Annotated in this window: 22 protein-coding genes; 8 read left to right on the forward strand and 14 right to left on the reverse strand. The window is 65.3% G+C overall.

What is annotated here, in order from left to right; genetic code table 11:
• Window positions 1-92 precede the first annotated feature (92 nt).
• A complete protein-coding gene (locus FBY30_RS08320) occupies window positions 93-893 on the reverse strand; it encodes an alpha/beta fold hydrolase (protein WP_142132442.1) in 801 nt (266 codons plus the stop codon).
• A gap of 130 nt (window positions 894-1023) precedes the next feature.
• Between FBY30_RS08320 and FBY30_RS08325 the strand changes: the two genes are divergently transcribed.
• The gene (locus FBY30_RS08325) at window positions 1024-1797 is read left to right on the forward strand and encodes a VOC family protein (RefSeq protein ID WP_142132443.1); all 774 of its coding nucleotides are present in this window, start codon (window positions 1024-1026) and stop codon (window positions 1795-1797) included.
• 62 nt (window positions 1798-1859) lie between these two features.
• Here the strand turns inward: FBY30_RS08325 and purM are convergent, their stop codons facing one another.
• The 3 genes from purM to FBY30_RS08340 are packed head-to-tail and all read right to left on the reverse strand — an operon-like array spanning window position 1860 to window position 5044.
• Window positions 1860-3005 carry a phosphoribosylformylglycinamidine cyclo-ligase gene (gene purM, locus FBY30_RS08330; RefSeq protein ID WP_142132444.1) on the reverse strand — a complete coding sequence of 382 codons (1146 nt, stop codon included), beginning with the start codon at window positions 3003-3005 and terminating at the stop codon, window positions 1860-1862.
• A complete protein-coding gene (purF, locus tag FBY30_RS08335) occupies window positions 3002-4672 on the reverse strand; it encodes an amidophosphoribosyltransferase (RefSeq protein ID WP_142132445.1) in 1671 nt (556 codons plus the stop codon). Before purF ends, purM begins: the two co-directional genes overlap by 4 nt.
• Before the next feature lie 57 nt (window positions 4673-4729).
• Window positions 4730-5044 (reverse strand): hypothetical protein, encoded by a 315-nt coding sequence (locus tag FBY30_RS08340; RefSeq protein ID WP_142132446.1) that lies wholly within the window; start codon window positions 5042-5044, stop codon window positions 4730-4732.
• A 322-nt stretch (window positions 5045-5366) separates the two neighbouring features.
• Here FBY30_RS08340 and FBY30_RS08345 point away from each other — a divergent pair, with 322 nt between their 5' ends.
• Together FBY30_RS08345 and FBY30_RS08350 are read left to right on the forward strand one after the other, a co-directional pair.
• Window positions 5367-6452: an S-(hydroxymethyl)mycothiol dehydrogenase gene (locus FBY30_RS08345; protein ID WP_142132447.1), complete on the forward strand. Its 1086-nt coding sequence runs from the start codon at window positions 5367-5369 to the stop codon at window positions 6450-6452.
• Window positions 6452-7072, forward strand: coding sequence for an MBL fold metallo-hydrolase (locus FBY30_RS08350; RefSeq protein WP_142132448.1), 621 nt, complete (start codon window positions 6452-6454; stop codon window positions 7070-7072). The genes FBY30_RS08345 and FBY30_RS08350 overlap by 1 nt, the downstream gene beginning before the upstream one ends.
• Before the next feature lie 98 nt (window positions 7073-7170).
• On the opposite strand, the gene FBY30_RS08355 is transcribed toward FBY30_RS08350, so the two are convergent.
• Window positions 7171-7389, reverse strand: a complete 219-nt coding sequence (locus FBY30_RS08355) for a hypothetical protein (protein WP_142132449.1) — start codon at window positions 7387-7389, stop codon at window positions 7171-7173.
• A gap of 361 nt (window positions 7390-7750) precedes the next feature.
• Here FBY30_RS08355 and FBY30_RS08360 point away from each other — a divergent pair, with 361 nt between their 5' ends.
• From FBY30_RS08360 to fdhA, 3 genes are all read left to right on the forward strand, one after another.
• A complete protein-coding gene (locus FBY30_RS08360) occupies window positions 7751-9055 on the forward strand; it encodes an aromatic ring-hydroxylating oxygenase subunit alpha (RefSeq protein ID WP_142132450.1) in 1305 nt (434 codons plus the stop codon).
• Complete coding sequence (locus tag FBY30_RS08365; protein ID WP_142132451.1) at window positions 9052-10458, forward strand: ferredoxin reductase; 1407 nt, start codon at window positions 9052-9054, stop codon at window positions 10456-10458. The genes FBY30_RS08360 and FBY30_RS08365 overlap by 4 nt, the downstream gene beginning before the upstream one ends.
• A gap of 137 nt (window positions 10459-10595) precedes the next feature.
• On the forward strand, window positions 10596-11810 hold the full coding sequence (gene fdhA, locus FBY30_RS08370; protein ID WP_142132452.1) for a formaldehyde dehydrogenase, glutathione-independent: 1215 nt from the start codon (window positions 10596-10598) through the stop codon (window positions 11808-11810).
• Window positions 11811-11974: 164 nt separating this feature from the next.
• Here fdhA and FBY30_RS08375 read toward each other — a convergent pair whose 3' ends face one another.
• The 6 genes from FBY30_RS08375 to purU form a co-directional block, all read right to left on the reverse strand.
• Window positions 11975-14482: a GcvT family protein gene (locus FBY30_RS08375; RefSeq protein WP_142132453.1), complete on the reverse strand. Its 2508-nt coding sequence runs from the start codon at window positions 14480-14482 to the stop codon at window positions 11975-11977.
• Between the two features lie 226 nt (window positions 14483-14708).
• Window positions 14709-16127 carry an MFS transporter gene (locus FBY30_RS08380; protein WP_142132454.1) on the reverse strand — a complete coding sequence of 473 codons (1419 nt, stop codon included), beginning with the start codon at window positions 16125-16127 and terminating at the stop codon, window positions 14709-14711.
• 436 nt (window positions 16128-16563) lie between these two features.
• A complete protein-coding gene (locus tag FBY30_RS08385; RefSeq protein WP_142132455.1) occupies window positions 16564-17469 on the reverse strand; it encodes a bifunctional 5,10-methylenetetrahydrofolate dehydrogenase/5,10-methenyltetrahydrofolate cyclohydrolase in 906 nt (301 codons plus the stop codon).
• Complete coding sequence (locus FBY30_RS08390) at window positions 17466-18137, reverse strand: cyclodeaminase/cyclohydrolase family protein (protein ID WP_142132456.1); 672 nt, start codon at window positions 18135-18137, stop codon at window positions 17466-17468. Before FBY30_RS08390 ends, FBY30_RS08385 begins: the two co-directional genes overlap by 4 nt.
• Window positions 18138-18139: 2 nt before the next feature.
• Complete coding sequence (locus FBY30_RS08395; RefSeq protein ID WP_142132457.1) at window positions 18140-20632, reverse strand: GcvT family protein; 2493 nt, start codon at window positions 20630-20632, stop codon at window positions 18140-18142.
• Between the two features lie 50 nt (window positions 20633-20682).
• Entirely contained in the window at window positions 20683-21588 is a 906-nt protein-coding gene (purU, locus tag FBY30_RS08400; RefSeq protein WP_142132458.1) for a formyltetrahydrofolate deformylase, read from the reverse strand.
• A 121-nt stretch (window positions 21589-21709) separates the two neighbouring features.
• Between purU and FBY30_RS08405 the strand changes: the two genes are divergently transcribed.
• Both FBY30_RS08405 and FBY30_RS08410 read left to right on the forward strand, forming a co-directional pair.
• Window positions 21710-22390, forward strand: coding sequence for a GntR family transcriptional regulator (locus tag FBY30_RS08405; protein ID WP_142132459.1), 681 nt, complete (start codon window positions 21710-21712; stop codon window positions 22388-22390).
• A gap of 134 nt (window positions 22391-22524) precedes the next feature.
• Window positions 22525-22806: a hypothetical protein gene (locus FBY30_RS08410; RefSeq protein WP_142132460.1), complete on the forward strand. Its 282-nt coding sequence runs from the start codon at window positions 22525-22527 to the stop codon at window positions 22804-22806.
• On the opposite strand, the gene FBY30_RS08415 is transcribed toward FBY30_RS08410, so the two are convergent.
• The 3 genes from FBY30_RS08415 to uraD form a co-directional block, all read right to left on the reverse strand.
• Window positions 22803-23612, reverse strand: a complete 810-nt coding sequence (locus FBY30_RS08415; RefSeq protein ID WP_142132461.1) for an IclR family transcriptional regulator — start codon at window positions 23610-23612, stop codon at window positions 22803-22805. The two genes, FBY30_RS08410 and FBY30_RS08415, sit on opposite strands and share 4 nt — an antisense overlap.
• Before the next feature lie 81 nt (window positions 23613-23693).
• The gene (gene uraH, locus FBY30_RS08420; RefSeq protein WP_142132462.1) at window positions 23694-24032 is read right to left on the reverse strand and encodes a hydroxyisourate hydrolase; all 339 of its coding nucleotides are present in this window, start codon (window positions 24030-24032) and stop codon (window positions 23694-23696) included.
• Entirely contained in the window at window positions 24029-24526 is a 498-nt protein-coding gene (gene uraD / locus FBY30_RS08425) for a 2-oxo-4-hydroxy-4-carboxy-5-ureidoimidazoline decarboxylase (RefSeq protein ID WP_142132463.1), read from the reverse strand. The genes uraH and uraD overlap by 4 nt, the downstream gene beginning before the upstream one ends.
• Window positions 24527-24553 lie beyond the last annotated feature (27 nt).

Genomic DNA, 24553 nt, shown 5'->3' on the forward strand with positions numbered 1-24553 from the left:
CAATAATCTTCGCCAAGCTGCTCTCTGTGCAGCACCCCAAGTGCTGACCTCGCTCAAGAGGCCCGTTGGGGCATGCCTGTTTCCGGCATGCCTTAGCGGGTCCTTTTGTCGTTCCCGCCTGGGACGCGTGCCCGCCTCACAGGCATCAGGGTCTTGGGCGGCCCATCCTCTTCCAGGAACGGAATGATAAGGCTGGTGAGCGTGGCGGGGCGTTCCATCGGAAGGCCATGTGACGTGCCTGGAACCACCGCCAACTGTCCGTTGGGCAGCGCCTCAAACAATGAAACGGCGTGGGGCAGGGTAACGATGTCATCGTCGCCGAGAGCTACAAGCACCGATTGCTGGATCCGCGAGATCTGGGATGTCGTAAGTGACGGCTCGCTGCTGATCAACTGCATGGCTTTCCGGGCTACTTCTCCAAAGTGCCCTGGTCCATCAGGAGAACGCTCGGCATAGGCACGGGCAAGCTCTTGGAACACCGGCGCTTCGGGGTCCATTTCCACTTGCTGAACGCCGTCCACGTCGTAGTTCGCGCTGATGACAACCATCCTGTTCACAAGGTCTGGCCTCGCGAGAGCCACCAGGAGGGCGACAATACCTCCGTCGCTCCAGCCAACCAAGTGCGCGGGCCCACCGACGACTGTTTCGAGGACGCTGATCGTCTCCCTGGCCATATCCTCGTAGTGGAAGTCTGCATCAGTATCCGCCGTATAACCGTGTCCGCGGCGGTCGTAGGCGATAACGCGGTAGTGGTCCCCCAGCGCAGTCCCGAGCGTAGTGAGAAGGGCGTCACTGTTGCTGAGCCCACCATGCAGCAGGAGCAGTGGAGTTCCTGCACCACCACGGTCTTCCACCCACGTCGGATGCCCGTCAATGTCGAGCAAGCGGGCCATGTTCGTTCACTCCCATTCCGGATTGACCGCTGCTGAGGTGCCGCCATGCGGCGTACCCAGTGGATCTGTCCGGGCTATTTTCCCCCCGCCCAACCTTGTGGCTCAAGGGGGTCCGTGTACCGTTGGTCCCATGCCTAAAGTTGAGGGATACCGTCACGGCGAGCCCTGCTGGGCGGATCTGCAGACCCCCGATGTTGCCGCCGCCAAGGAGTTTTACGGCCGGATCTTCGGCTGGACCTACCAGGACTTTCCCACTCCGGACGGCCGCAGTTACGCACAGGCCTTCGTAGGCGGCGAGCTGGTATCCACGATCGCGCCGCAAAGCCCCCTGCAACTGGAGGCCGGCACTGCCGCCAAGTGGAACATCTACTTCTCCGCCCTGGACGCCGCGGACCTGTTGGAGGAAGCCCGTCACGCCGGTGGTACTGCCCTGTTCGGCCCGGAGACCGTCGGCGATACAGGAGTACTTGGCTTCCTGGCCCCTCCCGGCGGCGGAACCACGGGCATCTGGCAGCCCGGAACGCACTATGGAAGCCATCTGTTCAACCAGCCCGGTGCGTTGGCCTGGGCGGAACTTTTCACGCCCGAGACGCCTGCCGCCGTCGGCTTCTTCCAGCAGCTGTTCGGGTACGAGGTCACCGAATACCCCCAGGACGACGGCGGCAGCTACAGCACGCTGCTCATCGGCGGCAGCGAGGTGGCCGGCGTCGTTCCTGCCGACGAAGGTGAGCAGGCCGACTGGCAGGTCTACTTTGGCGTGGCGGATGTTGCCGGGGCGGCAGCGGCCGCCCAAGACGCAGGCGGGGAAATCGTTGTGGAGCCCGACGAATACCCTGTCGACGGCTCACTGGCCACCATCAGGGACCCTCAGGGTGGACTGCTCAACCTGATCCAGGTCGCTTGAACACAGGCCCTTAAATACGGCGAGTCCCCACCGGTCGGCGGGGACTCGCCGTACGTCAAACTTTAGGCGTAGGCGTTGACCAGGCGGACCGCGCCGCCGTCCACGCCCTTGGCACCTTGGACGTAGTCGGGGCCGGACTTGTCGATCGAGTCGGAGTCCGCTGTGACGGTGCCCATGATCCAGGACGGCAGCCCGCGCTCGTTGAGGCGGGCGACGGCGGCATCCGCTGCTTCGGGGGAGACGATGGCCACCATGCCCACGCCGAGGTTCAGCGTGCGCTCCAGGTCGGCCAGCGGGACGTTGCCCAGCTCGGACACCAGCTTGAAGATGGCCGGCAGTTCCCATGTGGCGCGGTCAACCGTTGCCACCAGGCCCTGCGGCAGGACGCGGGCCAGGTTGGCGGCAAGCCCGCCGCCGGTAACGTGGCTGAAGCCGTGAACGGCTGCACCGGACTTCACCGGGAAGGCGCGGGCCAGGTCGAGGCAGTCGGCTGCGTAGACGCGGGTAGGTTCCAGGAGTTCCTCACCCAGGGTGCGGCCCAGTTCGGAGACCTGGCGGTCCAAGGCCCAGCCGGCGTGGTTGATGACGCGGCGGACCAGGGAGTAGCCGTTGGAGTGCAGGCCGGACGAGGCCATGCCGATCACCACGTCACCCGCGCGGACGCGGTCCGGGCCCAGCAGCGCATCGGCTTCCACCACGCCGGTGGCTGCCCCGGCAACGTCGTATTCGTGCTCGCCCAGCAGGCCGGGATGCTCAGCGGTCTCGCCGCCCACCAGCGCTGTACCGGCCACGGAGCAGGCAGAGGCGATGCCGCGGACGATGCCCGCGATGCGCTCCGGGACAACCTTGCCGCACGCGATGTAATCGGTCATGTACAGCGGCTCAGCGCCCACCACAACAATGTCGTCCACCACCATGCCCACCAGGTCGAACCCGATGGTGTCGTGGATGTCCATCGCCTGCGCGATAGCCACCTTGGTGCCCACGCCGTCGGTGGAGGTTGCCAGCAGCGGCTTCTTGTAGGTCAGCAGCCTGGAGACGTCGTAGAGGCCGGCGAAGCCGCCCACCCCGCCGATCACCGAGGAGTTGTGGGTTGCCTTCACGGCATCCTTCATGAGCTCGACGGCGCGGTCCCCGGCTTCAACGTCCACGCCGGCGGAGGCGTAGGTGATGCCGGAGTTTTCTGCGGCGGGGCTGGCGGAGGTCATACGGAATCCTTCTTGTCGGCGCTGGTGGCGGCGTGTACGTCGGGCACGAGGTCGGCTTCGGTCAGCAGGTTCTCGAATTCGGAGTCCGGGCCCGGGTCGCAGCCGGTGGCGCCGGACTTCTCCGCGGGATCCTCGGTGGCGTCCACGGCAAGGGCTGCGGTTTCACCGGGAAGCGCGGAAGGGGAAGGCTTCAGGCCGCCCAGGTCCGTCCGTTCCAGCAGGTTCTTGCCCAGCTTGTCCGCATCCGGAAGCTTGATGGGGTACTTGCCGGTGAAGCAGGCGGTGCAGAGACGTTCGCGCGGCTGCCGGGTAGCGCCGATCATGCCGTCTTCCGAGATGTAGGCCAGGGAGTCAGCTCCGATGGCCTGGGAAATCTCTTCGATGGTGGCGCCGTTGGCGATCAGCTCGGCGCGGGAGGCGAAGTCGATGCCATAGAAGCAGGGCCACTGCACCGGCGGGGACGAAATTTTCACGTGCACCGCGGCGGCGCCGGCTTCCCGGAGCATCCGCACGATGGCCCGCTGGGTGTTGCCGCGGACGATCGAGTCATCCACCACCACAACCCGCTTGCCGCGGATCACGGATTCGAGTGCGTTGAGCTTGAGCCGGATGCCCAGCTGGCGCAGGGTCTGCGAGGGCTGGATGAAGGTTCGGCCAACGTAGGAGTTCTTGACGAAGCCGTGGGCGAAGGGGATGCCGGATTCTTCGGCGTAGCCAACGGCTGCCGGGGTACCGGACTCCGGAACGGGGATGACGATGTCGGCCTCGTGGGTGTTCTCCCGGGCCAGCTGGCGGCCCATCTCCACGCGGGACTCATAGACGGAACGGCCGGCGATGGCGGCGTCCGGGCGCGCAAGGTAGACGTATTCGAAAACGCAGCCTGCCGGCGTCGGCTCCGCGAAACGCCGGGAACGCACGCCTTCCTCGTCGATGGCGATGAACTCGCCCGGCTCGATCTCGCGGATGAAGCTTGCGCCCACGGTGGCCAGGGCGGACTGCTCGGAGGCGACCACCCAGCCGCGCTCCAGGCGGCCCAGGACCAGCGGGCGGATGCCGTAGGTGTCACGGGCGGCGTAGAGGGTTCCTTCATCCATGAAGACGAAGCAGAAGCCGCCCTTGATCTTGGGAAGGAGTTCGAGGGCGGTGTCTTCGAGGGTCTTGCCCGGCTCACCTTCGAGGAGCGCGGTAACCAGCGCGGTGTCCGACGTGTTGCCCTGCTTCATTTCGCCGGTGAGCTGCCCACCATGGCGCTCGGTGATCATGGCGTTGAGTTCCACCGTGTTGGTCAGGTTGCCGTTGTGCGCCAGGGCAACCGTGCCCGTGGCGGTGGCGCCCAAGGTGGGCTGGGCGTTGGCCCAGTGGCTGGCGCCGGTGGTGGAGTACCGGCAGTGGCCTACGGCCAGGTGCCCGGTCAGGGTGTTGAGGGTGGTCTCGTCGAAGACCTGGGAGACGAGGCCCATGTCCTTGTAGACGTTGATCCGGTTGCCGTCGCTGGTCGCTATGCCAGCCGACTCCTGACCGCGGTGCTGCAGTGCATACAGCCCGTAATAGGTAAGTTTTGCTACTTCCTCACCCGGTGCCCAGACGCCGAAGACGCCGCAAGCGTCCTGGGGGCCTTTTTCGCCGGGGAGAAGATCATGGGAAAGTTTTCCGTCGCCGCGTGCCACTGATCGATTATCGCACGATATGGGGTATGTCTTTTCCGGCCGCCGGTTTGTGACCTGCTAGCCCTGGGGATCGGTGTCGGGCTCCGAATCCGGAACAGCCTCCACCACAGCCCGCTGCTGCCGCTTCACGCTCCGACGGTCGAGGACCAGCGCCAGGCCTGCGCCGAGGATGGCGCCAATGGCAGCGAACATGATCAGGAAGAAACCGAAGACGGACGCGGGGTCGAACGAGGCATCGCCCGGAACCGCATAAGCCACCACTGCGGCAGCGACAATTCCCACCACGGCACCCAGGATCAGGAAAGGAACGTACTTGGGTGCCCGGCGGACGGTTACTTCGCGCCGCTCGGCAGGGGTTTCTTCAAAAGCCATGACATCCAGCCTACTGCCGGAGTTTTGGGGCACATAACGGAGGTTGAGCCGCGGGAAGCGACGATTCGTGCGCGTAATTTCCCGGGGAAAAGATCCGTTTAACGAAGCCAGCCCTGGCCGTCAACTGATATATCTATTGACATCAGGTGTGTCCGCTGTCATATTTCGGTGCAAGCGTCTAGTGCAACACGTTGCGCATTACGCAATATCTCTCGTGACCAGCGTGGCCACGGCAATGCTCCCGGGCATGGCATGTCAGCTAGATTGGCACTTGGTGCCGACTCACCGGATCCGGCCGGATCCAGGAAAGGAACACAAGACCATGGTCCACAAAGTCCAAGCAGTTGTGGTTAAGGAAAAGAACGCCCCGGTGTCGCTGGAGACCATCCTGGTGCCGGATCCAGGCCCGGGCGAGGCCCTGGTGGACATCCTGACCTGCGGTGTGTGCCACACCGACCTGCACTACAAGCAGGGCGGCATCGGGGAGGACTTCCCGTACCTGCTGGGCCATGAGGCCACCGGTGTGGTCAGTGCTGTCGGCCCGGACGTCACGTCTGTGGCCCCCGGTGACCGGGTCATCCTGAACTGGCGCGCCGTCTGTGGTGAGTGCCGTGCCTGCGCCAAGGGCCAGCCGCAGTACTGCTTCAACACCCACAATGCCACGCAAAAGATGACCCTCGAGGACGGCATCATCCTGTCCCCGGCCCTGGGCATCGGCGCCTTCGCCGAGAAGACCCTGGTGGCAGCCGGGCAGTGCACCAAGGTGGACCCCGAGGCGGACGCTGCCGCCGTCGGCCTGCTGGGGTGCGGCATCATGGCCGGCATTGGCGCCGCGATCAACACCGGCGAGGTCAAGCGCGGCGAGTCCGTGGCAGTGATCGGCTGCGGCGGCGTGGGCATCGCGGCGATCGCCGGTGCCAAGCTCGCGGGGGCGACGACGATCATCGCCGTTGACATCGATGACAACAAGATCGGGATGGCCAAGTCCCTCGGCGCCACCCATGGCGTCAACTCCAAGCAGGAAGATGCAGTGGAAGCCATCCGGGCCCTCACCGGAGGCTTTGGCGCTGACGTAGTGATTGACGCCGTCGGCCGTCCTGAAACCTATAAGCAGGCCTTCTATGCCCGCGACCTCGCCGGCCGTGTGGTCCTGGTGGGCGTGCCGACGCCGGAGATGAAGCTGGAACTGCCGCTGCTGGACGTCTTTGGCCGCGGCGGATCGCTGAAGTCCTCCTGGTACGGCGACTGCCTGCCGTCCCGTGACTTCCCCATGCTCGTCTCGCACTACAAGCAGGGCAACCTGGACCTGGAGGCCTTCGTCTCCGAACGCATCACCATCGACCAGGTGGAGGAAGCCTTCGGCAAGATGCACGAGGGCAAGGTCCTGCGCTCGGTTGTGGAACTCTGATGGCCGTCACCATCGAGAACCTCGTCACCTCGGGCACGTTCTCGCTCGACGGCGGAACCTGGGACGTGGACAACAATGTCTGGATCGTGGGCAACGACGAAGAATGTGTCATCATCGATGCCCCGCACGACGCCGCCGCGATCATCAACCAGGTCCGCAGCCGCAAGGTCAAGGCCATCCTGCTCACCCACGCGCACAACGACCACATCGGCGCCGCCCGCGAGGTGGCCGACGCCCTAGGCGCCCCGATCCTCCTGAACTCTGAGGACCTGGTCCTGTGGGAGCAGGTCTACCCGGACGCCAAGCCGGACCGGTACCACGCCGACGGCGACGTCTTCGAGGTGGGCGAGGCAACCCTGCGGGCGATCCACACCCCGGGCCACTCGCCGGGATCCACCTGCTTCTACCTGGAAAGCGAAGGCACGGTCTTCACCGGGGACACGCTGTTCAACGGCGGCCCCGGTGCCACCGGCCGGTCCTACAGCGACTACCCCACCATCCTGACCTCGATCCGCGAACGGCTGCTGACACTGCCGGCCGAGACCGTGGTCCGCACCGGCCACGGAGACAACACCACCATCGCGGCGGAGCAGGAAACGCTGGCGAAGGTTCCGGAGTAGCAGGCGGAAAGCCGCCTGGAGGAAATGACGACGGCGACATCCGGCATTGTGCCGGATGTCGCCGTCGTTCTTGCTTGGGTAGTTAGGGGAGCCGGGGCCTAGGCGGGGTTGTTGCCGTCGGGCCCGGCCTCCGGATCCAGGTCTTCGCCGTAGCCGCTGGCGGAGGCCACCCCGGACACCTGCTGCCCGGCATTGGTCTGGCCCGGCGTGAATTTGTCCTTCTGCGGGTCCGGGGCTTCTCCTCCAGATTCAGGTGCTACGTCCTGCCGCAGATGCCCGTCTTCCGGAATGTTCTTGGATACCTCATCATCAGCCATCCCACCAGCCAAACACTCGGTGGGCATTAGCTGCAAGATGCAGGCCCGGGGGGAAAGGCAGCCTAATTCGCGGCTTCAGCTGACGGAAAAGGGCCTGTGGGTGCAACTCGTCGGACAGCACATTCGGTGCTTTTTCGTCATATCTGAAATTCATTGACAGTGGGCGTGGCAGGAGTCACACTGTTGCATATGGTGATCGCTGTTGCGTTGGGTGCTTCAAGTCTTCCTCTCGGAGTCATCACGTCTGTTGCTGATGAACCTCCCCACATTCGTAAGCAGAACGTCTTAGACATCCCTGTTGCCCCAGCCGCTCCGTGATCACCCATCTACCCCAAGACCCAGCCCTACCGGGAGGAAACACATGACTACCTCAGTGAACGCGCCCCTCAGCGCACGCGGAAAGCTCGCGTCAACATTGCCTGCCGAGCAGTTGGCTGAGATCACGGAGTTGTTCGCCCTGCGGCGCACCGGCTACTCCCTCGATGCCCCCTTCTATACCGATCCGACCATCTTCAAGCTCGACATGGAGGCCATCTTCGGCGAGCACTGGATCTTTGCCGGCAGCGTTGCCGAGCTGCCGGAGCCGGGCGACTACATCACGGTGGACTACGGCCCCTACTCCCTGATCGTGCTCCGCACCGACGAGGGCGAAGTCAACGTCCTGCACAACGTCTGCCGCCACCGCGGTGCACGGGTCCTGACCGAAGCTGCCGGTTCCACCGGAAACCTGGTCTGCGGCTACCACTCCTGGACTTACTCCCCGGAGGGCAACCTGATTCACGCCTCCGCCCCCGGCGAAGCCAAGTTCGACAAGAACTGCTTTGCCCTCAAGCGTGCCCACAGCCGCGAGGTTGCCGGGCTCATCTTCGTCTGCATCGCAGACGTTCCGCACGCAGACTTCGACGAGACCGCCAAGATCTTCGAGCCCTACCTGGCACCCCACGATCTGTCCAAGACGAAGATTGCCTACCAGCAGAACATCATCGAAGAGGGCAACTGGAAGCTCGTCATGGAGAACAACCGTGAGTGCTACCACTGCGACGGACACCCGGAACTCGCCTGCTCGCTCTTCCCCACGTGGGGCCTCACCGAGGGACTGATCCCGGCCCACCTTGAAGAAGTGTGGGACCGCAACAAAGAAGCCCAGTCCTCCCTCGAGGAGCGCTGCCGCCGCTACGGCCTGCCCTACGAGGTGGTCGAGGAACTAGACACCCGCATTGCCGGTATCCGCATCTCCCGCGAATCCCTGGACGGCGAAGGCGAATCGTTCTCGGCCGATGGCCGCAGGCTCTCCAAGAAGCTGCTCGGCGATCTGCCGGACTTCCGCCTGGGCCGCTGCTCGATGCACCTGCAGCCCAACAGCTGGTTCCACTTCCTGGGCGACCACGTCATCACGTTCGGTGTCTTCCCCATCAACGAGCACCAGTCCCTGGTCCGCACCACCTGGCTGGTGGCTGACGACGCCGAGGAAGGCGTCGACTACGACCTCGACAAGCTCACCTATACCTGGAAGCAGACCAACATCCAGGACAAGGCGTTCGTGGAACTGTGCCAGCAGGGCGCTGCCAGCCCCGCCTACGAGCCCGGCCCGTACATGAAGAGCGAATACCAGGTGGAGGCCTTCATCAACTGGTACGTCCAGCGCGTGCAGGAGCACTTGGCATGATTGATGTCCTCACCGAGACGCAGGTCCAGGAACCACAGCGCATCCGCGGCCTCGAAATGCCGTGGAACCGGGTGATGGGCAGCATCGAAGGACCGGCCAGCGCAGCCAAGGCCCTGGGCCCGTGGCATCCGCAGGAATTCATGGCCGAATGCGTTGAGACCATTCCCGAAGCGGGCGGCATGATGACCTTCGTGTTCCGACGCACTGACGGCGCGCCCCTGGCGTTCCGCGCGGGCCAGTACGTGAACATCGCCTTTCCGGTAAACGGCGAGGACCAGGAACCGGTGGACCGCAGCTACTCGCTGTCCAGTTCACCCACGGAACCGTGGACCTTCAGCGTCACCGTCAAGCGCGATCCCGGCGGGCTGGTCTCCCCCTGGGTGCACCAGAACGTCCGTCCCGGCACCGTCCTGGACATGCTGGGACCCGTCGGGGCATTCCACCTGCCTGACGCCGACCGGCGGGCCCGGTACTTGTTCCTGGCGGCCGGTGCCGGCATCACCCCCATCATGTCGATGGTGCGGACCATCCACTCCCTGCCGGGAACCGCCAACGTGGTGGTGCTCTACCACGGTGCCGAAGCCGGCGGCTTTGCCTTCCACCGGGAGCTGGCCTACATCGCTTCCGTGGACTCCCGCGTCAAGGTCTTCTACGCCCTGGGCGACCGCGGCAGGCCCGAGGACTGGGAAGGGTTTACTGGACGGCTGACGGCAGCCATGATCGATGAGGTGGCACCGGATGCCAACGGCCGGCAGGTGTACGCCTGCGGACCCGAGGGGTACCTCAACACCGCCACTGAGCTGCTCAAGAAGGTGGGCGTCGACGACACCTCCATCTACATGGAGTTCTTCTCGGGCGACCGGCAGACCCTCCTCGAATATCAGGCGGAGCTCGCCCTGGCGGCGGACATCGCCGAGGAGATAGCCGAGGAGATCGCGGAGTCCGCCCAGGACTACTTCGAAAGCCAGCCGGCAGCGTTCGAGATCTACGAGCCCGGCTACGACGACGAAGGAACCCTCCAGGCCACGGGACTGGCCCTGGAAGCCGCCAACCCGGAAGCCCCGGTCCCCGGCGGCCCTCCGGCTGCGGCCCCGGAGGCGCAGACCCCGGATGCCTCAAGCTTCGATACCGTGGGAACGGGCAGCCTCACCCTGTCCTTCATGCGCACCGGGATCAACGTGCGGATCGACCCCGAGGAGCACATCCTCGAGGTGGCGCAGCGTGCGGGTGTCCGGATCGGCGCCAACTGCAAGGAAGGCATGTGCGGCTCCTGCAAGGTGGTCAAGCTCTCAGGGGAGATCGACATGAACCACCAGGGCGGAATCCGCAAACGGGAAATTGATGCCGGCAAGTTCCTGCCCTGCTGTTCCACCGCGCGCACCGACATGGTGATCGACGCCTAGCCGTTCCCCGGAGTGGCCGGCGCCCGGCGCAGCCCCAAGTTTCACCGCAAGTGAAAAGTAACACCACACGGAAGGTCTGATGCATCCAGCGTCAGGCCTTCCGTGGCAACCGAACACCAACGATAGGAGCCATGCCCATGTCAGGTAACAAAGCCGTTGCGTACAAGGAGCCCGGAGTCGTCGAGGTCATCGACACCCCATATCCCTCGTTTGAACTGAAAGCAGGCCCCGGCGTCAATCCCGCCAATGTCGGCCGGAAGGTGCCGCACGGCGTCATCCTGCGCACCGTGAGCACCAACATCTGCGGGTCCGACCAGCACATGGTCCGCGGCCGCACCACCGCCCCCGCCGGCCTGGTCCTGGGGCACGAGATCACCGGCGAAGTCATCGAGACCGGGCCCGACGTCGAGTTCATCAAGGTTGGCGACATCGTCTCGGTCCCCTTCAATATCTCCTGCGGGCGCTGCCGGAACTGCAAGGAGCGCAAGACCGGGATCTGCCTGAACGTGAACCCGGACCGTCCCGGCTCGGCCTACGGCTACGTCGATATGGGCGGTTGGGTTGGTGGACAGGCGGAGTACGTCCTGGTTCCGTACGCCGACTGGAACCTGCTGCGGTTCCCGGACCGGGACCAGGCCCTGGAGAAGATCATGGATTTGACCATGCTCTCCGACATCCTGCCCACCGGTTTCCATGGCGCCGTCACGGCAGGTGTGGGCGTTGGGTCCACTGTGTACGTTGCCGGAGCCGGTCCCGTGGGCCTTGCCGCGGCCGCCAGCGCCCAGCTGCTGGGAGCCGCGGTGGTCATCGTCGGCGACCTGAACGAGGACCGCCTGGCCCGGGCCCGGTCCTTTGGCTGTGAAACCGTCAACGTGGCCAACGGCGACCCCGCCGACCAGATCGAGCAGATCCTCGGCGTCCGGGAAGTCGACTCCGGCATCGACGCCGTCGGTTTCGAAGCCCGCGGGCACGGCCACGGAGCCCAGGAAGCACCGGCCACGGTGCTTAACTCGCTGATGGACCTCACCACCGCCGGCGGCTCGGTGGGCATTCCCGGCCTCTACGTCACGGGCGATCCGGGAGCCGCGGACGAGGCCGCCCGGAAGGGAAGCCTGTCCCTGTCCCTGGGTACCGGCTGGGCCAAGTCCCTGTCCTTCACCACCGGCCAGTGCCCGGTAATGAAGTACAACCGGCAGCTGATGATGGCCATCCTGCATGACCGGATCCAGATCGCCAAGGCGGTCAACGCAAAGGCCATCCCGCTCGACGATGCCCCGCGCGGGTACGCGGAGTTCGACGCCGGAGCAGCAACGAAGTACGTCCTGGACCCGAACGGTTACCTCAACAACTGATATCCGGAGCCCGGTTCCTGAAGGGCATGGGAACCAGTCCCAAGGATCAACCTTGGGACTGGTTCCTTTTTCGTTGCGCAGTGCCCCCTGTTCGCGGGCATCAAAAAGGTGGTTGGGCCTGCCGGTCTCAAGCAGGCCCAACCAACTGGTGTGGGTGGAGCAGATCAGCCGCGGAGGCGTTCCATGCCCGGGTCAAAGAGCGGCTCGGCGCTGACGGTGGCGGCTACGCGCCGGCCGAAGTACTCGATCTCCACGGCGTCGCCTTCGGATACGGACGAGGGCAACCAGGCGTAGGCGATCGGCTTGCGGACCGTGTAGCCGTAAGCCGCGCTGGTGACGTACCCAACGGCTTCGCCGGCCACGTACACCGGTTCCTTGCCCAGCACCACTGACGTGCCGTCGTCGACCGTCAGGCAGCGCAGCGTCTTGGCGGCCGGCTGTTCCTTGAGTCCGGCGAGTGCCTCGGCGCCGACGAAACCGGTTTTGTCCTTGGCCACGGAGAAGCCCAGGCCAGCCTGGTACGGGTGGTGCTCGGAGTTCATGTCCGTGCCCCAGAGCCGGTAGCCCTTTTCAAGGCGCATGCTGTTGAAGGCACCGCGGCCGGCAGCGATGATGCCGTGCTCCTGGCCGGCCTCGAACAGCAGGTCCCAGAGCTTCAGTCCGTATTCGGCGGTGGTGTAGAGCTCCCAGCCCAGTTCGCCTACGTAGGAAAGCCGCATGGCCGTCACGGGGATGCCCCCAACGGAAATCTGCTTCGTGCGGAAGTACTTCAGGCCGTCGTTGCTCAGGTCGTCCGTGCTGACCTTGCCGATGACCTCGCGGGCCAGCGGGCCCCACAGGCCGATGCAGCAGGTGCTGCCGGTGATATCGGTGACATGGGCCCACTGTGCGGGATCGGCAGCCGATTGCCGGCGGGCCTCCACCCGGAGGTAGTCGAAGTCAACGTTGCTGTTGACGCCCAACTGGAACTCTTCCTCTGCGAGCCTGGCCACGGTCACATCGCTGCGGATGCCGCCGTCGTGCTCCAGCAGCAGGCAGTACGTCACGGCACCCGGCTTCTTGGCGATGTTGCCCGTGCTGAGCCGGTGCAGGAGAGCCTGCGCGCCCGGCCCGGTGACGGCGAGCCGCTTCAGCGGCGTCATGTCGAAAAGTCCGACGGCGGTACGCGTCTTCCACGCTTCGGCAGCGGAGATGGGGGAGTGGAACATGGCGGACCACTCGTCCCGCTGGGGGGCCTGCCATTCTGCGGGCAGTTCCTCGAGGAGACCCCGGTTGGCTTCGAACCAGTGCGGGCGTTCCCAGGCGGCGGACTCCAGGAAGAAGGCGCCGAGCTCCTTCTGCCGGACGTTGAACGGGCTGACGCGCAGGTCCCGCGGGGACTCCCGTGGCTGGAGCGGGTGCAGGACGTCGTAGATCTCCACGAAATTCTGCTGCGAGGTTTCGCTGACGTAGGCGTCGGATGTCTGTACTTTTTCGAACCGGCTCAGTTCGCAGCCGTGCAGGTCGGTCTGCGGCTGGCCGTCGATGATCAGCTCTGCCATGGCCTTGGCAACGCCGGCCGAGTGCGTGACCCAGACGGCCTCGGCCACGAAGAAGCCCTCGAGCTCCGGTGCCTCGCCCATGAGCGGGCCGCCGTCCGGGGTGAAGGAGAAAATGCCGTTGAATCCGTCCTGGATTTCGGTGCTGCGCAGTGCCGGCAGGAGGTCCTGGCTGTCCTCCCACGCGGGAACAAAGTCTTCAAGGGTGAAGTCCAGGCGGGAGGGCATGCGGTGGTCGGACATCTCTTCGGCCGCGACCTTTGGCAGTGCGGACATGTCCACGGGCATCGGGCGGTGGGCGTAGCTGCCGATGCCGATGCGGTCGCCCCATTCGCGGTAGTACAGGTCCTTGTCCTGGTAGCGCAGGATGGGCTTGCTGGCACCCTTCGGAAGCTCGTTGACGCCCTCAAGTTCGGCCAGGGGCGTGCTGACCACGTACTGGTGGGCCAGCGGCAGCAGCGGCACCTCCAGGCCCACCATCTTGCCGAGCTCACGTCCCCAGAAGCCGGCGCAGGACACCACAATGTCAGCCGGGATCACGCCGTCGGACGTCTCGACGCCGGTGACCTTGCCACCCTCCCGGGCGATGCCGGTCACGGTGGTTGAGCCGCGGTAGGTGACGCCGCGTTCGCGCGTGCGCTCGATCAGCAGCTGCACGGCCCGGGCCGCCAGGGCGATCCCGTCGGTGGGGATGAGCAGGCCGCCCAGGACCTCGCGGCCGCCGGATAGCTTGCCGGTGTTCAGAAGCGGGTAGATCTTTTCGCATTCGTCGGCGTCGATGATCCGGCTTTCGACACCCCAGGACGTCATCACTCCCATCTTTCGCTTGAGGTCGGCCAGCCGCTCCGGAGTGGTGGCCAGCTCAAGGCCACCCACCTGGTTGAAGCAGGACTCGCCGTCCTTGCTCAGGGCGAGGAGCTTGTTCACGGTGTACGTGGCGAACTTCGTCATGGTCCTGGACGGATTGTTCTGGAATACGAGGCCCGGGGCGTGCGACGTGGAGCCGCCTGCCAGCTCCAGCGGGCCCTGCTCGACGACGGTGATGTGGTTCCAGCCGCGGCTTACCAGCTCGTCGGCGAGGTTGGTGCCGACGATGCCGGCTCCGATGATGACGACGCGGGGTGATGCGCTCATGATTTCTGGTTCTCCTGGGTGGTGCTGGAATCCGCCTGGCCGGGTGATGAGTTTGCTTCGCTATGAGCAACGTGCATCACTATATGCAACAGAGTGTCTCAGCTCACATTGGATGTCAAGGGTTTCGCGCTTTGTTGCGGGGACCGACAGCGCTGCGTCGAACGGCAGCAAAGAGGCCCCCGCCGCTGGTGCGGCGAAGGCCTCTTGTGGTGACTGTGCAGTCCCGTCAGTGGGCGACGTCTGCTGAAATGTCGGCGAGGGTGCGCCCCTTCGTCTCAGGCGCGAGCCATTGCGAGAGGATTGCGCCGAGTAATGCGACGGCGGCGGCTACGACCATGCTGGGGCCCATGCCGATGTTGCTGATCGCCCACGGCAGGGCGAAGGTGCCCAGCGCGGCTCCGATGCGGCTGAAGGCCGCGGCGAAGCCCATCCCGATGCCGCGCAGGTGGCCGGGGAACAGCTCGGCCGGATAGACCTGGGTCAACGTGGTGTAGCCGGCGTTGAAGAAGGAGAAAGCGAGGAACAGGGCGAGCACGAAGATTGCCGGCGCGTCCGCCCAGACTCCGATCACCAGCAGGATGCCTGCGCAGAGCCACTGCCCGGGCACGGTGAGGATGCGGCGGCCGAGCTTGTCAATCAGAAGCACGGTGGTGACAACACCCGCGGTGGCAAGGGCGGAGAGCCCGACTCCACCGGCCCAGCCGCCGCCGAAACCGAACTGGTTGAGCACGTCATCGGCGAAGGTTGCGATCGCGAAGTACGGAGTGACGGCGCAAAACCAAAAACCTGAGGTGAAGAGGGTGGTGCGCCACTGCTGCCTTGAGAACAGCATTCCAACGGAGGCGTTCTTGATTTTGGTCCTGCCCTGCGCGGCCTGGGCCTCCTGGATCGCCCTCAGATCGATCTCTTCGGTGATGCTGTTGTGCATCTGGGGCGATTCAACGTATCTGTGTGCGATCGCGAGTGCTTCCTCACGCCGCCCCTTTGTAATGAGCCAGCTGGGCGATTCGGGGAGGCCGATGCGGGCGAGGAACAGGACGAATGCGAGGATCGTGCTCGTGCCAATGACAATGCGCCATGGGACGCCCACGTCGTGCATGAGCGTGCCGATGATGAAGGCCATCATGAAGCCGACGTACCAGGCGATCAGCGTCAGTCCGAGCAGCCGCCCGCGGAGCTTTGGCGGGGAGAACTCCGACAGCAAGGGGCCGCCAATTGAGTATTCGCCGCCGATCGCGACCCCCATGCAGAACCGGATGATGGCCAGCTGGATGACGGCTCCATCCCCGGAGGTCACGAAGAACTGGGCCGCTGAGGCTGCCAGGAACAGGCCCATGTCCACGAGGAACATGGGCTTGCGTCCGAACTTGTCGGTAGCCCAGCCGGCAAGCGGGGAGCCGACGAAGATACCAGCCAGCGGGCCTGCGGCGATCATGCCAAGGGACAGTGCGTCGAGCTGGAGCTCTGACCGCATGGGCCCGGTGACGGGGCCGATAATTCCGAGGATGTAACCGTCGAGGAACATCCCGCCAATGAAGACTGCGACAAGCCGCACCATGAAGCGGCGTTTGAACGTGGAGCTCGTCCCTGAGTTCCGGCGCTCCGCACTGCTTTGATCGATGGTGCTGCCACCTTTGATAGTCATAAACAGTTTCCTTTAGTGGTTTAGCGCTGCCGCGCGGATGCTGGCAACGTTGTGCCGCCGATGCTCAAGCCAAGGTTCCCCTTTGGATCGGCATCATGCATTCGTTCGTCGATTCCCCAGGCCATCACGGGTGGAGTCGGGGGGGGGGGGGGGGGGGAGGAGCATATCCAGGCGATTCGTTCCGTGATGATCAACAACGTTCGCTTTATGCAACAAAATCGTGCGCTAGGTCACACTCAAAGTCAAGAGTGTGACCCGTGAAAGTCGGAGTATGAAAGTGTCCTTGTTGCCTGCTCCGGGGCACGCCGAAGGCGCGCGCGTCGCGGGGCCCCGTTCTCCGAAAACGGTGCTTCGATGAGGAATACCTCCCCAGGTCTTAGGCCCACCGAAGCACCTTTCACGGAAAACGGGACGCCCGCCGCGAACGCTGTCCCTTCTATCCGGCTGCTTCCAGGACCTGGGCGTGCAAGGCCCCGGCAGGCAGTGGCTCGGACGACGATTGGCGGCGTGCGGCCTCCACGGTGTGGAGTAGCAGCAGTGCAGTGGTCACGGAGCCGACGCCGCCCGGAACGGGACTGAGCGCGGCCGCAACCCCTCGGACGCTGTCCGCGTCCACGTCCCCCACAAGGGAGCCGTCGGCCAGGACATTGGTGCCCACATCGATGACTACGCAGGAGGCAGAGACGTGGCTCCCATTAAGAAGGCCGGTCTTTCCCGCCGCGACCACCACGATGTCAGCTTCAGCCGTGTAGCGCTCCAGCGGCCCGGAGCGTGAATGGCATACCGTGACGGCAGCGTCGCGTTCCAGGAGCAGGAGGGCCAGCGGCTTACCCACCACTGCCGAGCGGCCTACAACCACAGTGCGGCGGCCGGCCACCGGGATGCGGTAGTGCCCAAGGATCTCGACGACGGACCGGGCCGTGGCAGGCGCGAAGGCCGGCTGCCCCACGGCCAGGCGGCCAAGACTCAGCGGGTTCGCACCGTCGATGTCCTTTTCAGGCGGTATCAGGCCCACCAGGGCCTCGGCGCGGACGCCGGCCGGAAGCGGTGTCTGCAGGATGATGCCATGCACCGAGGGTTCGGCGGCCAGGCCGCGCAGGACGCCGGCCAGAGCCTGCTCCGTTGCATCATGTCCTAAGTCCATGACCCGGCAACCGATCCCGGCCGCCTCGGCGGCGCGCTCAATGGAACGGACGTACCAGTGGGTCGAACCGTCGTCGGTGGCGATGACCACGGCCAGGGCAGGGTGGACCCCGCCCTGCCCAAGGTCCCGGGACTGCTCCCGGGCACGGCGCCGGATGTCCCCGGCCAGTTCCTTTCCGGAGAGCGACTGGGTGCTCATTGAAGGATCCTTTCCCGTACCCGCGCCACGAGGGCGTCGGCCGCCGTCACCACCTTTTCCTCAATGCCGTCCGTCTGCTCCTTGAGCAGCGACCGCGCCGACTGGTCCTTGATGGCCACGACGTTGATATCGATGTTGACCCGTGCCGTGGTGGCGGCGGCACGGGCTGCATCTGCTGCTGCCGCCACATCGCTGATGACGTTTGGGTTGGCGACGTCGGCCAGCCCGGTTGCGAGGTCCACCACTGCACCGGCCAGCTTGATTAGCTGTGCCGGGGTCTGTGCCGCCTGCACCAGCGCTGCCTGGATGGCAGACGTCCTGGCAGCCTTGAGCTCCTCGGTGTCAGCAGGCAGCCGATAGGCGTCGATGACGGCTTGGAAGACCTGTTCATCCGAGTCGGCCAGGCGCAGTGCCTCTGACGCGAGTTCATCGGCCACCTTCGTGGTCCGCTCCACCAGTGGAGCATGCTCCCCGTACTTGGGGCCGGTGGTGTAGCGGGCCACCATGGCCACCAGGGCCGCCCCTTGCGCGGCATGGAGTGCGGCCGCCGCCCCGCCTCCCGGCGTGGGTTGCCGGGAGGCGAGCCGTGCGAGGTAGCTGCCGATGGTCTCGCTGCCGATCGACCCGGCGCCGGACGGCGCCACCCTGTTCGCTTGCTGTTCCGTCATGCTCAGCCGCGCAGCCGGGACATGGTGGGGTCGTACAGGGGATCCTGGGTCACGGTGGCCACGATGCGGCGGCCGAAGTACTCGATCTCCACCGAATCGCCGACCGACACCTCGGCGGGCAGGTAGGAGTAGGCAATGGGCTTGCGGACGGAATAACCGTAGGCGGCGCTGGTGACGTAACCCACCGCCTGGCCCTTGTAGAACACCGGTTCCTTGCCCAGGACCAGGCTGCGGCCGTCGTCGACCGTGAGGCAGCGCAGGCGCCGCGCAGAGTTCTCCTCCGTGCGGCCCTCCAGGGCTGCCTTGCCCACGAAGTTGTCCTTGGCCATCTTCACCGCGAAGCCGAGGCCGGCCTCGAAGGGGTCGTGCTCGGTGGTCATATCGGAGCCCCAGGAACGGTAGCCCTTCTCCAGGCGGAGCGAGCTGAAGGCGGCGCGGCCTGCGGCGATGATGCCGAAGGGCTGGCCGGCCTTCCACAGCGCATCCCAGAGGCGCTGGCCGTTGTCGGCGCTGGTGTACAGCTCCCAGCCCAGTTCACCGACGTAGGAAAGGCGCATGGCCGTGACCGGGATGCCGCCGATGACAACCTTCTTGGACCGGAAGTACTTAAGGCCGTCGTTGGAGAAGTCATCGCTGCTGACTGCGCCGACCACCTCACGGGCCAGCGGGCCCCAGAGGCCGATGCAGCAGGTGCCGCCGGTGGTGTCGCGCACCTGGACCCAGTCCCCGGCGCTGCCGCTTTCGGTCTGGTGCCGCGCGGCACGCTCGAAGTAGGCGGTGTCGATGTTGCCGTTGGCGCCGAGCTGGAAGGTGTCCTCGCTCAGGCGTGCAACGGTGATGTCGCTTCGGACCCCACCCTGGTCGTCCAGCAGGAGGGTATACGTCACAGCGCCCGGCTTCTTGTTCATTTCCGCAGTGGTCAGTTCCTGCAGCAGCTTCAGTGCCCCGGGTCCGGAGATTTCCAGCCTCTTAAGAGGGGTCATGTCGTACATGGCGACGGCGGTGCGCGTCTTCCATGCCTCGGCCGCGGCAATGGGCGAGCTGAACATGCCGGACCAAGAATCGCGGGCCGGCGGCTGCCAGTCTGCGGGCATCTCCTTGAGCAGTTCGGCGTTGGCCTCAAACCAGTACGGCCGCTCCCAGCCACCGCCTTCCAGGAAGTAGCCGCCCAGCTGCTTGTGCCGGGCGTGGAAGGGGCTGACGCGCAGGTTGCGCGGGGAGAGCTTGGGCTGCAGCGGGTGCAGGACGTCGTAGATCTCCACGAAGTTCTGCTGCGAGGTTTCACTGACGTACTCGGGGGTCAGCTGCACTTCCTCGAAGCGGTGGATGTCGCAGTCGCCCAGGTCGATGGAGGACTTCCCGTCCACCAGGAGCTCGGCCACGGCGCGCGCGATGCCTGCCGAGTGGGTGACCCACACGGCCTCGGCCACGAAGAAGCCGTCCAGCTCCTTGGACTCGCCCACCAGCGAGCCGCCGTCGGGCGTGAAGGAGAAGATGCCGTTGAAGCCGTCCTCGATTTCGCTCTCGCGCAGGGCCGGCAGGATCTGCTTGGTGGCTTCCCAGGCCGGGAGGAAATCCTCCAGGGTGAAGTCAAGGCGGGAGGGCATGTTGTGTTCGCTGATCTCATTCGGCTTGAAGCTGCCCAGCTCGTCCAGGTCCACAGGCATGGGCTTATGGGCGTAGGAGCCGATGCCGTAGCGGTCGCCGTGTTCGCGATAGTAGAGGTCCTGGTCCTGGTGGCGGAGGATGGGCAGCCGCGCACCGTTGGGCAGCTCGTTCTTGCCCTGCTGCGCCGGAACCGGCGTGGTCTTGACGTACTGGTGTGCAAGGGGCAGCAAGGGTACGGACATGCCGATCAGCTCGCCGACCTTTGCGCCCCAGAAGCCGGCGCAGGAGACCACGATGTCTGCCGGGATCACGCCGTCGGGCGTCTGGACGCCGGTGACCCGCCGGCCGGACTGCTCGATGCCGGTCACTTCGGTGTTGCCGATGTACTTTACGCCGGCCGCCTCGGTGCGCTTGATCAGCAGTTGGACCGCACGGGCGGCCAGCGCCAGACCGTCGCTGGGAACGTGAAGGCCGCCGAGGATGTCCTCTTCGTTAATAAGGGGGTACAGCTCCTTGCACTCGGAGGGGGAGAGGATGGAGCCCTCAATGCCCCACGACGAGGCGTAGCCAAGCTTGCGCTTCAGGTCCGCAAGCCGGGTTTCGGTGGTGGCGACTTCCAGCCCGCCCACCTGGTTGAAGCAGCTGACGCCGTCCTCGGTGAGGGACAACAGCTTTTCCACCGTGTACTTGGCGAACAGCGCCATGGACTTGGAGGGGTTGGTCTGGAAGACCAGGCCGGGGGCGTGGGACGTGGAACCGCCCGGCATGTTGAGGGGGCCCTGGTCCAGGACCGTGATGTTGTTCCAGCCCCGGGTGACGAGTTCATCCGCCAGGTTGGTGCCGACGATCCCGGCTCCGATGATGACGATGCGTGGCGACGATTCCATAGAGGTCTCTCCTGCTGCTCTAAATATTGTGTCTGCGGACGGGCGGACGGTTACCGGAACACCACGGTGCTGGTCTGGTCCAGCAGTACCCGGTGCTGGCAGTGCCAGCGGACGGCGCGGGACAACGCGAGTGCCTCTGCGTCCTGGCCCACGGTGGACAACTGGGCCGGGCCATAGGTGTGGTCCACCCGGATGACTTCCTGCTCGATGATCGGCCCCTCGTCCAGGTCGGCGGTGACGTAGTGGGCGGTGGCGCCCACCAGCTTGACTCCGCGGTCGTAGGCCTGGTGGTAAGGGCGGGCGCCCTTGAAACCGGGGAGGAAGGAATGGTGGATGTTAATGGCCCGGCCCTCCAGTGCGCGGCAGAGGTCGTCCGAAAGCACCTGCATGTAGCGGGCCAGGACCACCAGGTCGGCATCGTACTCATCCACCAGCTCCAGGAGCCGGCGCTCAGCGTCCGCCTTGGTGTCGGGGGTGACGGGGACATAAATGAAGGGCAGCCCGGCGGCTTCGGCCATGGCGCGGTGGGTCTCGTGGTTGGAAACGACCGCCACCAGTTCGCCGCCAAGGCTGCCGCCCCGCCAGCGGAAGATGAGGTCGTTGAGGCAGTGGCCGAACTTGGAGACCATGACCAGGACGCGCTGCTTGGTTTGGTCGTGGAAGCTGAACTTCATGTCGAACCGGCTGGCGATGGCCGCGAACTCTTCTTCGAGCATGCCGGGCGTGTAGTTGGGGGAGCCGGAGAAGGCGGTGCGCAGGTGGAGTGTCTCGCGGAGGCTGTCGTCGAACTGCTGGTGTTCGTCGATGTTGAAGCCACGCTCGAAGAGGAACGTGGTCACGGCCTGCACGATCCCTGCCTGCTCCTGGCAGGAAAGGGTCAGCACGAACTTCTGCGCCTGCTCTTCCTTGAGCGCTGGCAGGGTGGCGGTTGCTGAAGCTGTTTCGATGAGGGTCATGCCCCTCCTCCTTCTAGATATATTCCAAAGCAACGGACTGATATATTAGATTGGCTGCCAGCGTATACTGGTCCACAGGCGAGGTCAATAGTTTTTTCTGGTTGGGAAGAAAGGGCTCAGCATGGCATTCGAAGCTTTGGCGGTGGCGGACGACGCCGGCAGGAAGTCGCTGGCGGACGTCGCCTACGAGAGCATCCGCGACTGGTTGCTCACCCTGGAAATCAAACCGGGCGAGCTGCTGAATGACGAGCTCCTGGCCAAGAATCTCGGTGTAGGGCGCACTCCCGTGCGCGAGGCCCTGAAGCGTCTGGAGCTGGATCGGCTGGTCAAGACTTATCCCCGGCGCGGCACCTTCGCCACGCGGGTGGACGTGACCGATCTTTCCTTCATTTCGGAGATCCGGGCCCAGCTTGAGCCCCTCGCGGCGGCGCGTGCCGCACGCGTGGCTTCACCGGCGTTTCGGGATGGGCTGCGTGCCACGCTCAAGAAGGTGGAGTCATTCGATGTGGCCGCGGCAACCGTGACGGAGACGCTGCAGCTGGACGCGCAGGTGCACCAGGGCATCTACGCTGCTGCTGCCAACCCGCACCTGGAGGACATCCTGATCCGTTACGACAACCTGGCAACGCGCATCTGGTGCATGGTCATCGACCGGCTGCCGGACTTGTCCCACCATGTTCGTGAACACCTCGATCTGCTCCGTGCTGTCATCGACGGGGACGAGGAGCGGGCCGCGGAGCTGGCCAGGGCCCACGTGAGTGAATTCGAGCATGCCGTGCGAGAGGCTCTCTTCAACGCCTAGCCCGCCCCGAGGCGTCTGCCCCGAGTGTTGACATGGAGTGTGACCCGGGCCATACTCAAACTCTCGTTTGATATATCAATCAAATATCAGCGCTTTCCCAGAAGCGGCGACGGCGCGGGCGAACGGAGTGGCAAGTGAATTTCCAGGCAACCCTTGAAGTCCCACGTGGCGCCACGGACCTTGGCCTCGAACAAGTTGAGCAAGCTGCCGGCACATCGACGAAGGCCCTCGGCCTCCGGGCCGACTGGGCGCGCCTGCCCGGCCGTAGCGTCGAAGTGTGGCTGCACGGGGAGCGCGTGGCCAGCGGGGTGGTGGACCAGGCCGCGGAGGACGGCTCGGTGCTCTGGATAGCCGCTGAGGGCATCAGCACCCGCCGCATCTTCGACAAGTCATCCGGCTACCAGATCTGGGTTTAGCGCTGGGTATACCCCATGTTGGCGCTTACCTTGAGTCCGGCTTCCTTGAGTGTCTCCAGCAGCCCCGGGATCTTTTCCGGGTCGAACCGGAACGCCGGCCCCGAGATGCTGAGGGCTCCAATAACGGCGCCCTGGTGGTTGTAGACGGGAACGGCCACGGCGTTCAAGCCAATTTCGAACTCTTCGCGGACCACCGCATACCCCATGGCGGCCACCTCAAGCAGTTGCGCGTCCAGTTCCTTGCGGGAGGTGATGGTGCGGGCGGTGCGGGCAGCCAGGCCCGTCTCCTTGAGGATCCGGTCCCGCTCGTCTGCCTCCAGTGCCGCCAGGAGGACCTTGCCGCTGGAGGTAGCGTGCAGCGGCGTCAGGCTTCCCACCCAGTCGTAGGTGGCCAGCGTGGAAGGCCCCATGGCCTGGTCCACGTTGACTGCGTAGTTGGAACGCAGCACGGCGAGGTTGACGGTTTCCTTGAACTCTTCCGCGAGGCTTTCCAGCACCGGCCGTGCCTCGTGCACCAGGCTCAGCCGGCCGGGAATGGAGCTGGCCAGGCGCAGGATGCCGAAGCCGAGCTGGTACTTTCCGCGCTCGCTGTTCTGGTGGACCATTTCCCTGGTCACCAGCGACCCCATCAGCCGGGAGACGGTGGATTTGTGGATCCCCATCTCCTCGGCGATCTCGCTCACGCCGGCGTGCCCCTCGCGGGCCAGGATCTCCAGGACCGTCAGCGCACGCTCCACGGACTGCACCCCGCCGGACTGGCCGCCCTCGGCGTCGCTATCTGATTCCGGTTCATTTTTAGGAGCCATACTTCCTGATCCTATGCCGGGAATTGTGACGGCCGTGACATTGGGGTGACCCGGGCGGGGTCCAGGGGCCCCGAATTGACGCTAGCTTCCGCGGTAGGTGGAGTATGCGAACGGGCTCAGGAGCAGGGGAACGTGGTAGTGCTCGGGGCCGGTGACTTCGAAGACCAGGTCCACTTCCGGGAAGAACGTCTGCGTCTGCAGGCCCGCGTAGTACTTGCCCGTGGCGAAGTTCAGCTTGTAGTGCCCCGGCTCCAGCTGCTCCGGCCCCAGGTCCTTCGCGCGGCCGTCCGCGTCGGTGCTGGACGCTGCCAGCTCGCGCCAGGTGCCAGCGTCATTTTTTGAAAGGACGACGGCGACACCCGCCGCCGGCCGCCCCGCGCCGGTGTCGAGGATGTGGGTGGTGACGTGGGATACGCTCATGCGCTGATCAGTCCTTCGAGCCGCAGTACGGCGATTTCGCGCAGCTGCTGCGCAACGATCATGTCTTCTTCTTCGGCGGAGTTGGTGAGCCGCTGGTTCAGGGCCGCCAGGATCTCCGGGGCGGTGCGTCCGGCGGCCCGGATCAGGAAGACCCGCCCGAACTTCTCCTCGTACTCACGGTTTCCCAGCGCCAGGGCCTCAGCGGCTTCAGCATCCGCCGGGTCCACCCCGGCCTGCTCGGAGCGGGACATGGACGCCTCGGTGCTGGCCGCCGTCGGGCGTTCCCCGATCCTTGGGTGGTGGGCCATGGCTGCTTCAACCTCGGCAGGAGTGAAAGGGTTGGCGGCCTGGGCGGCGAACTCCAGGAGCTCTTCGCGGCCGGCGAAGGGGCGTGCCCCGGCCACAGCCTCAACCCAGCGGCTGATGTCAATGCATGGCCGGAGGGTGGCCTGGGCCGCGGCGGGATCCGCGCTGTTGAATTCGGCAAGCTTCATGCTGGTCGTATTCCTCGATGTCATGCT

The organism is Arthrobacter sp. SLBN-83 (assembly GCF_006715285.1).
Taxonomy (GTDB): Bacteria; Actinomycetota; Actinomycetes; order Actinomycetales; family Micrococcaceae; genus Arthrobacter.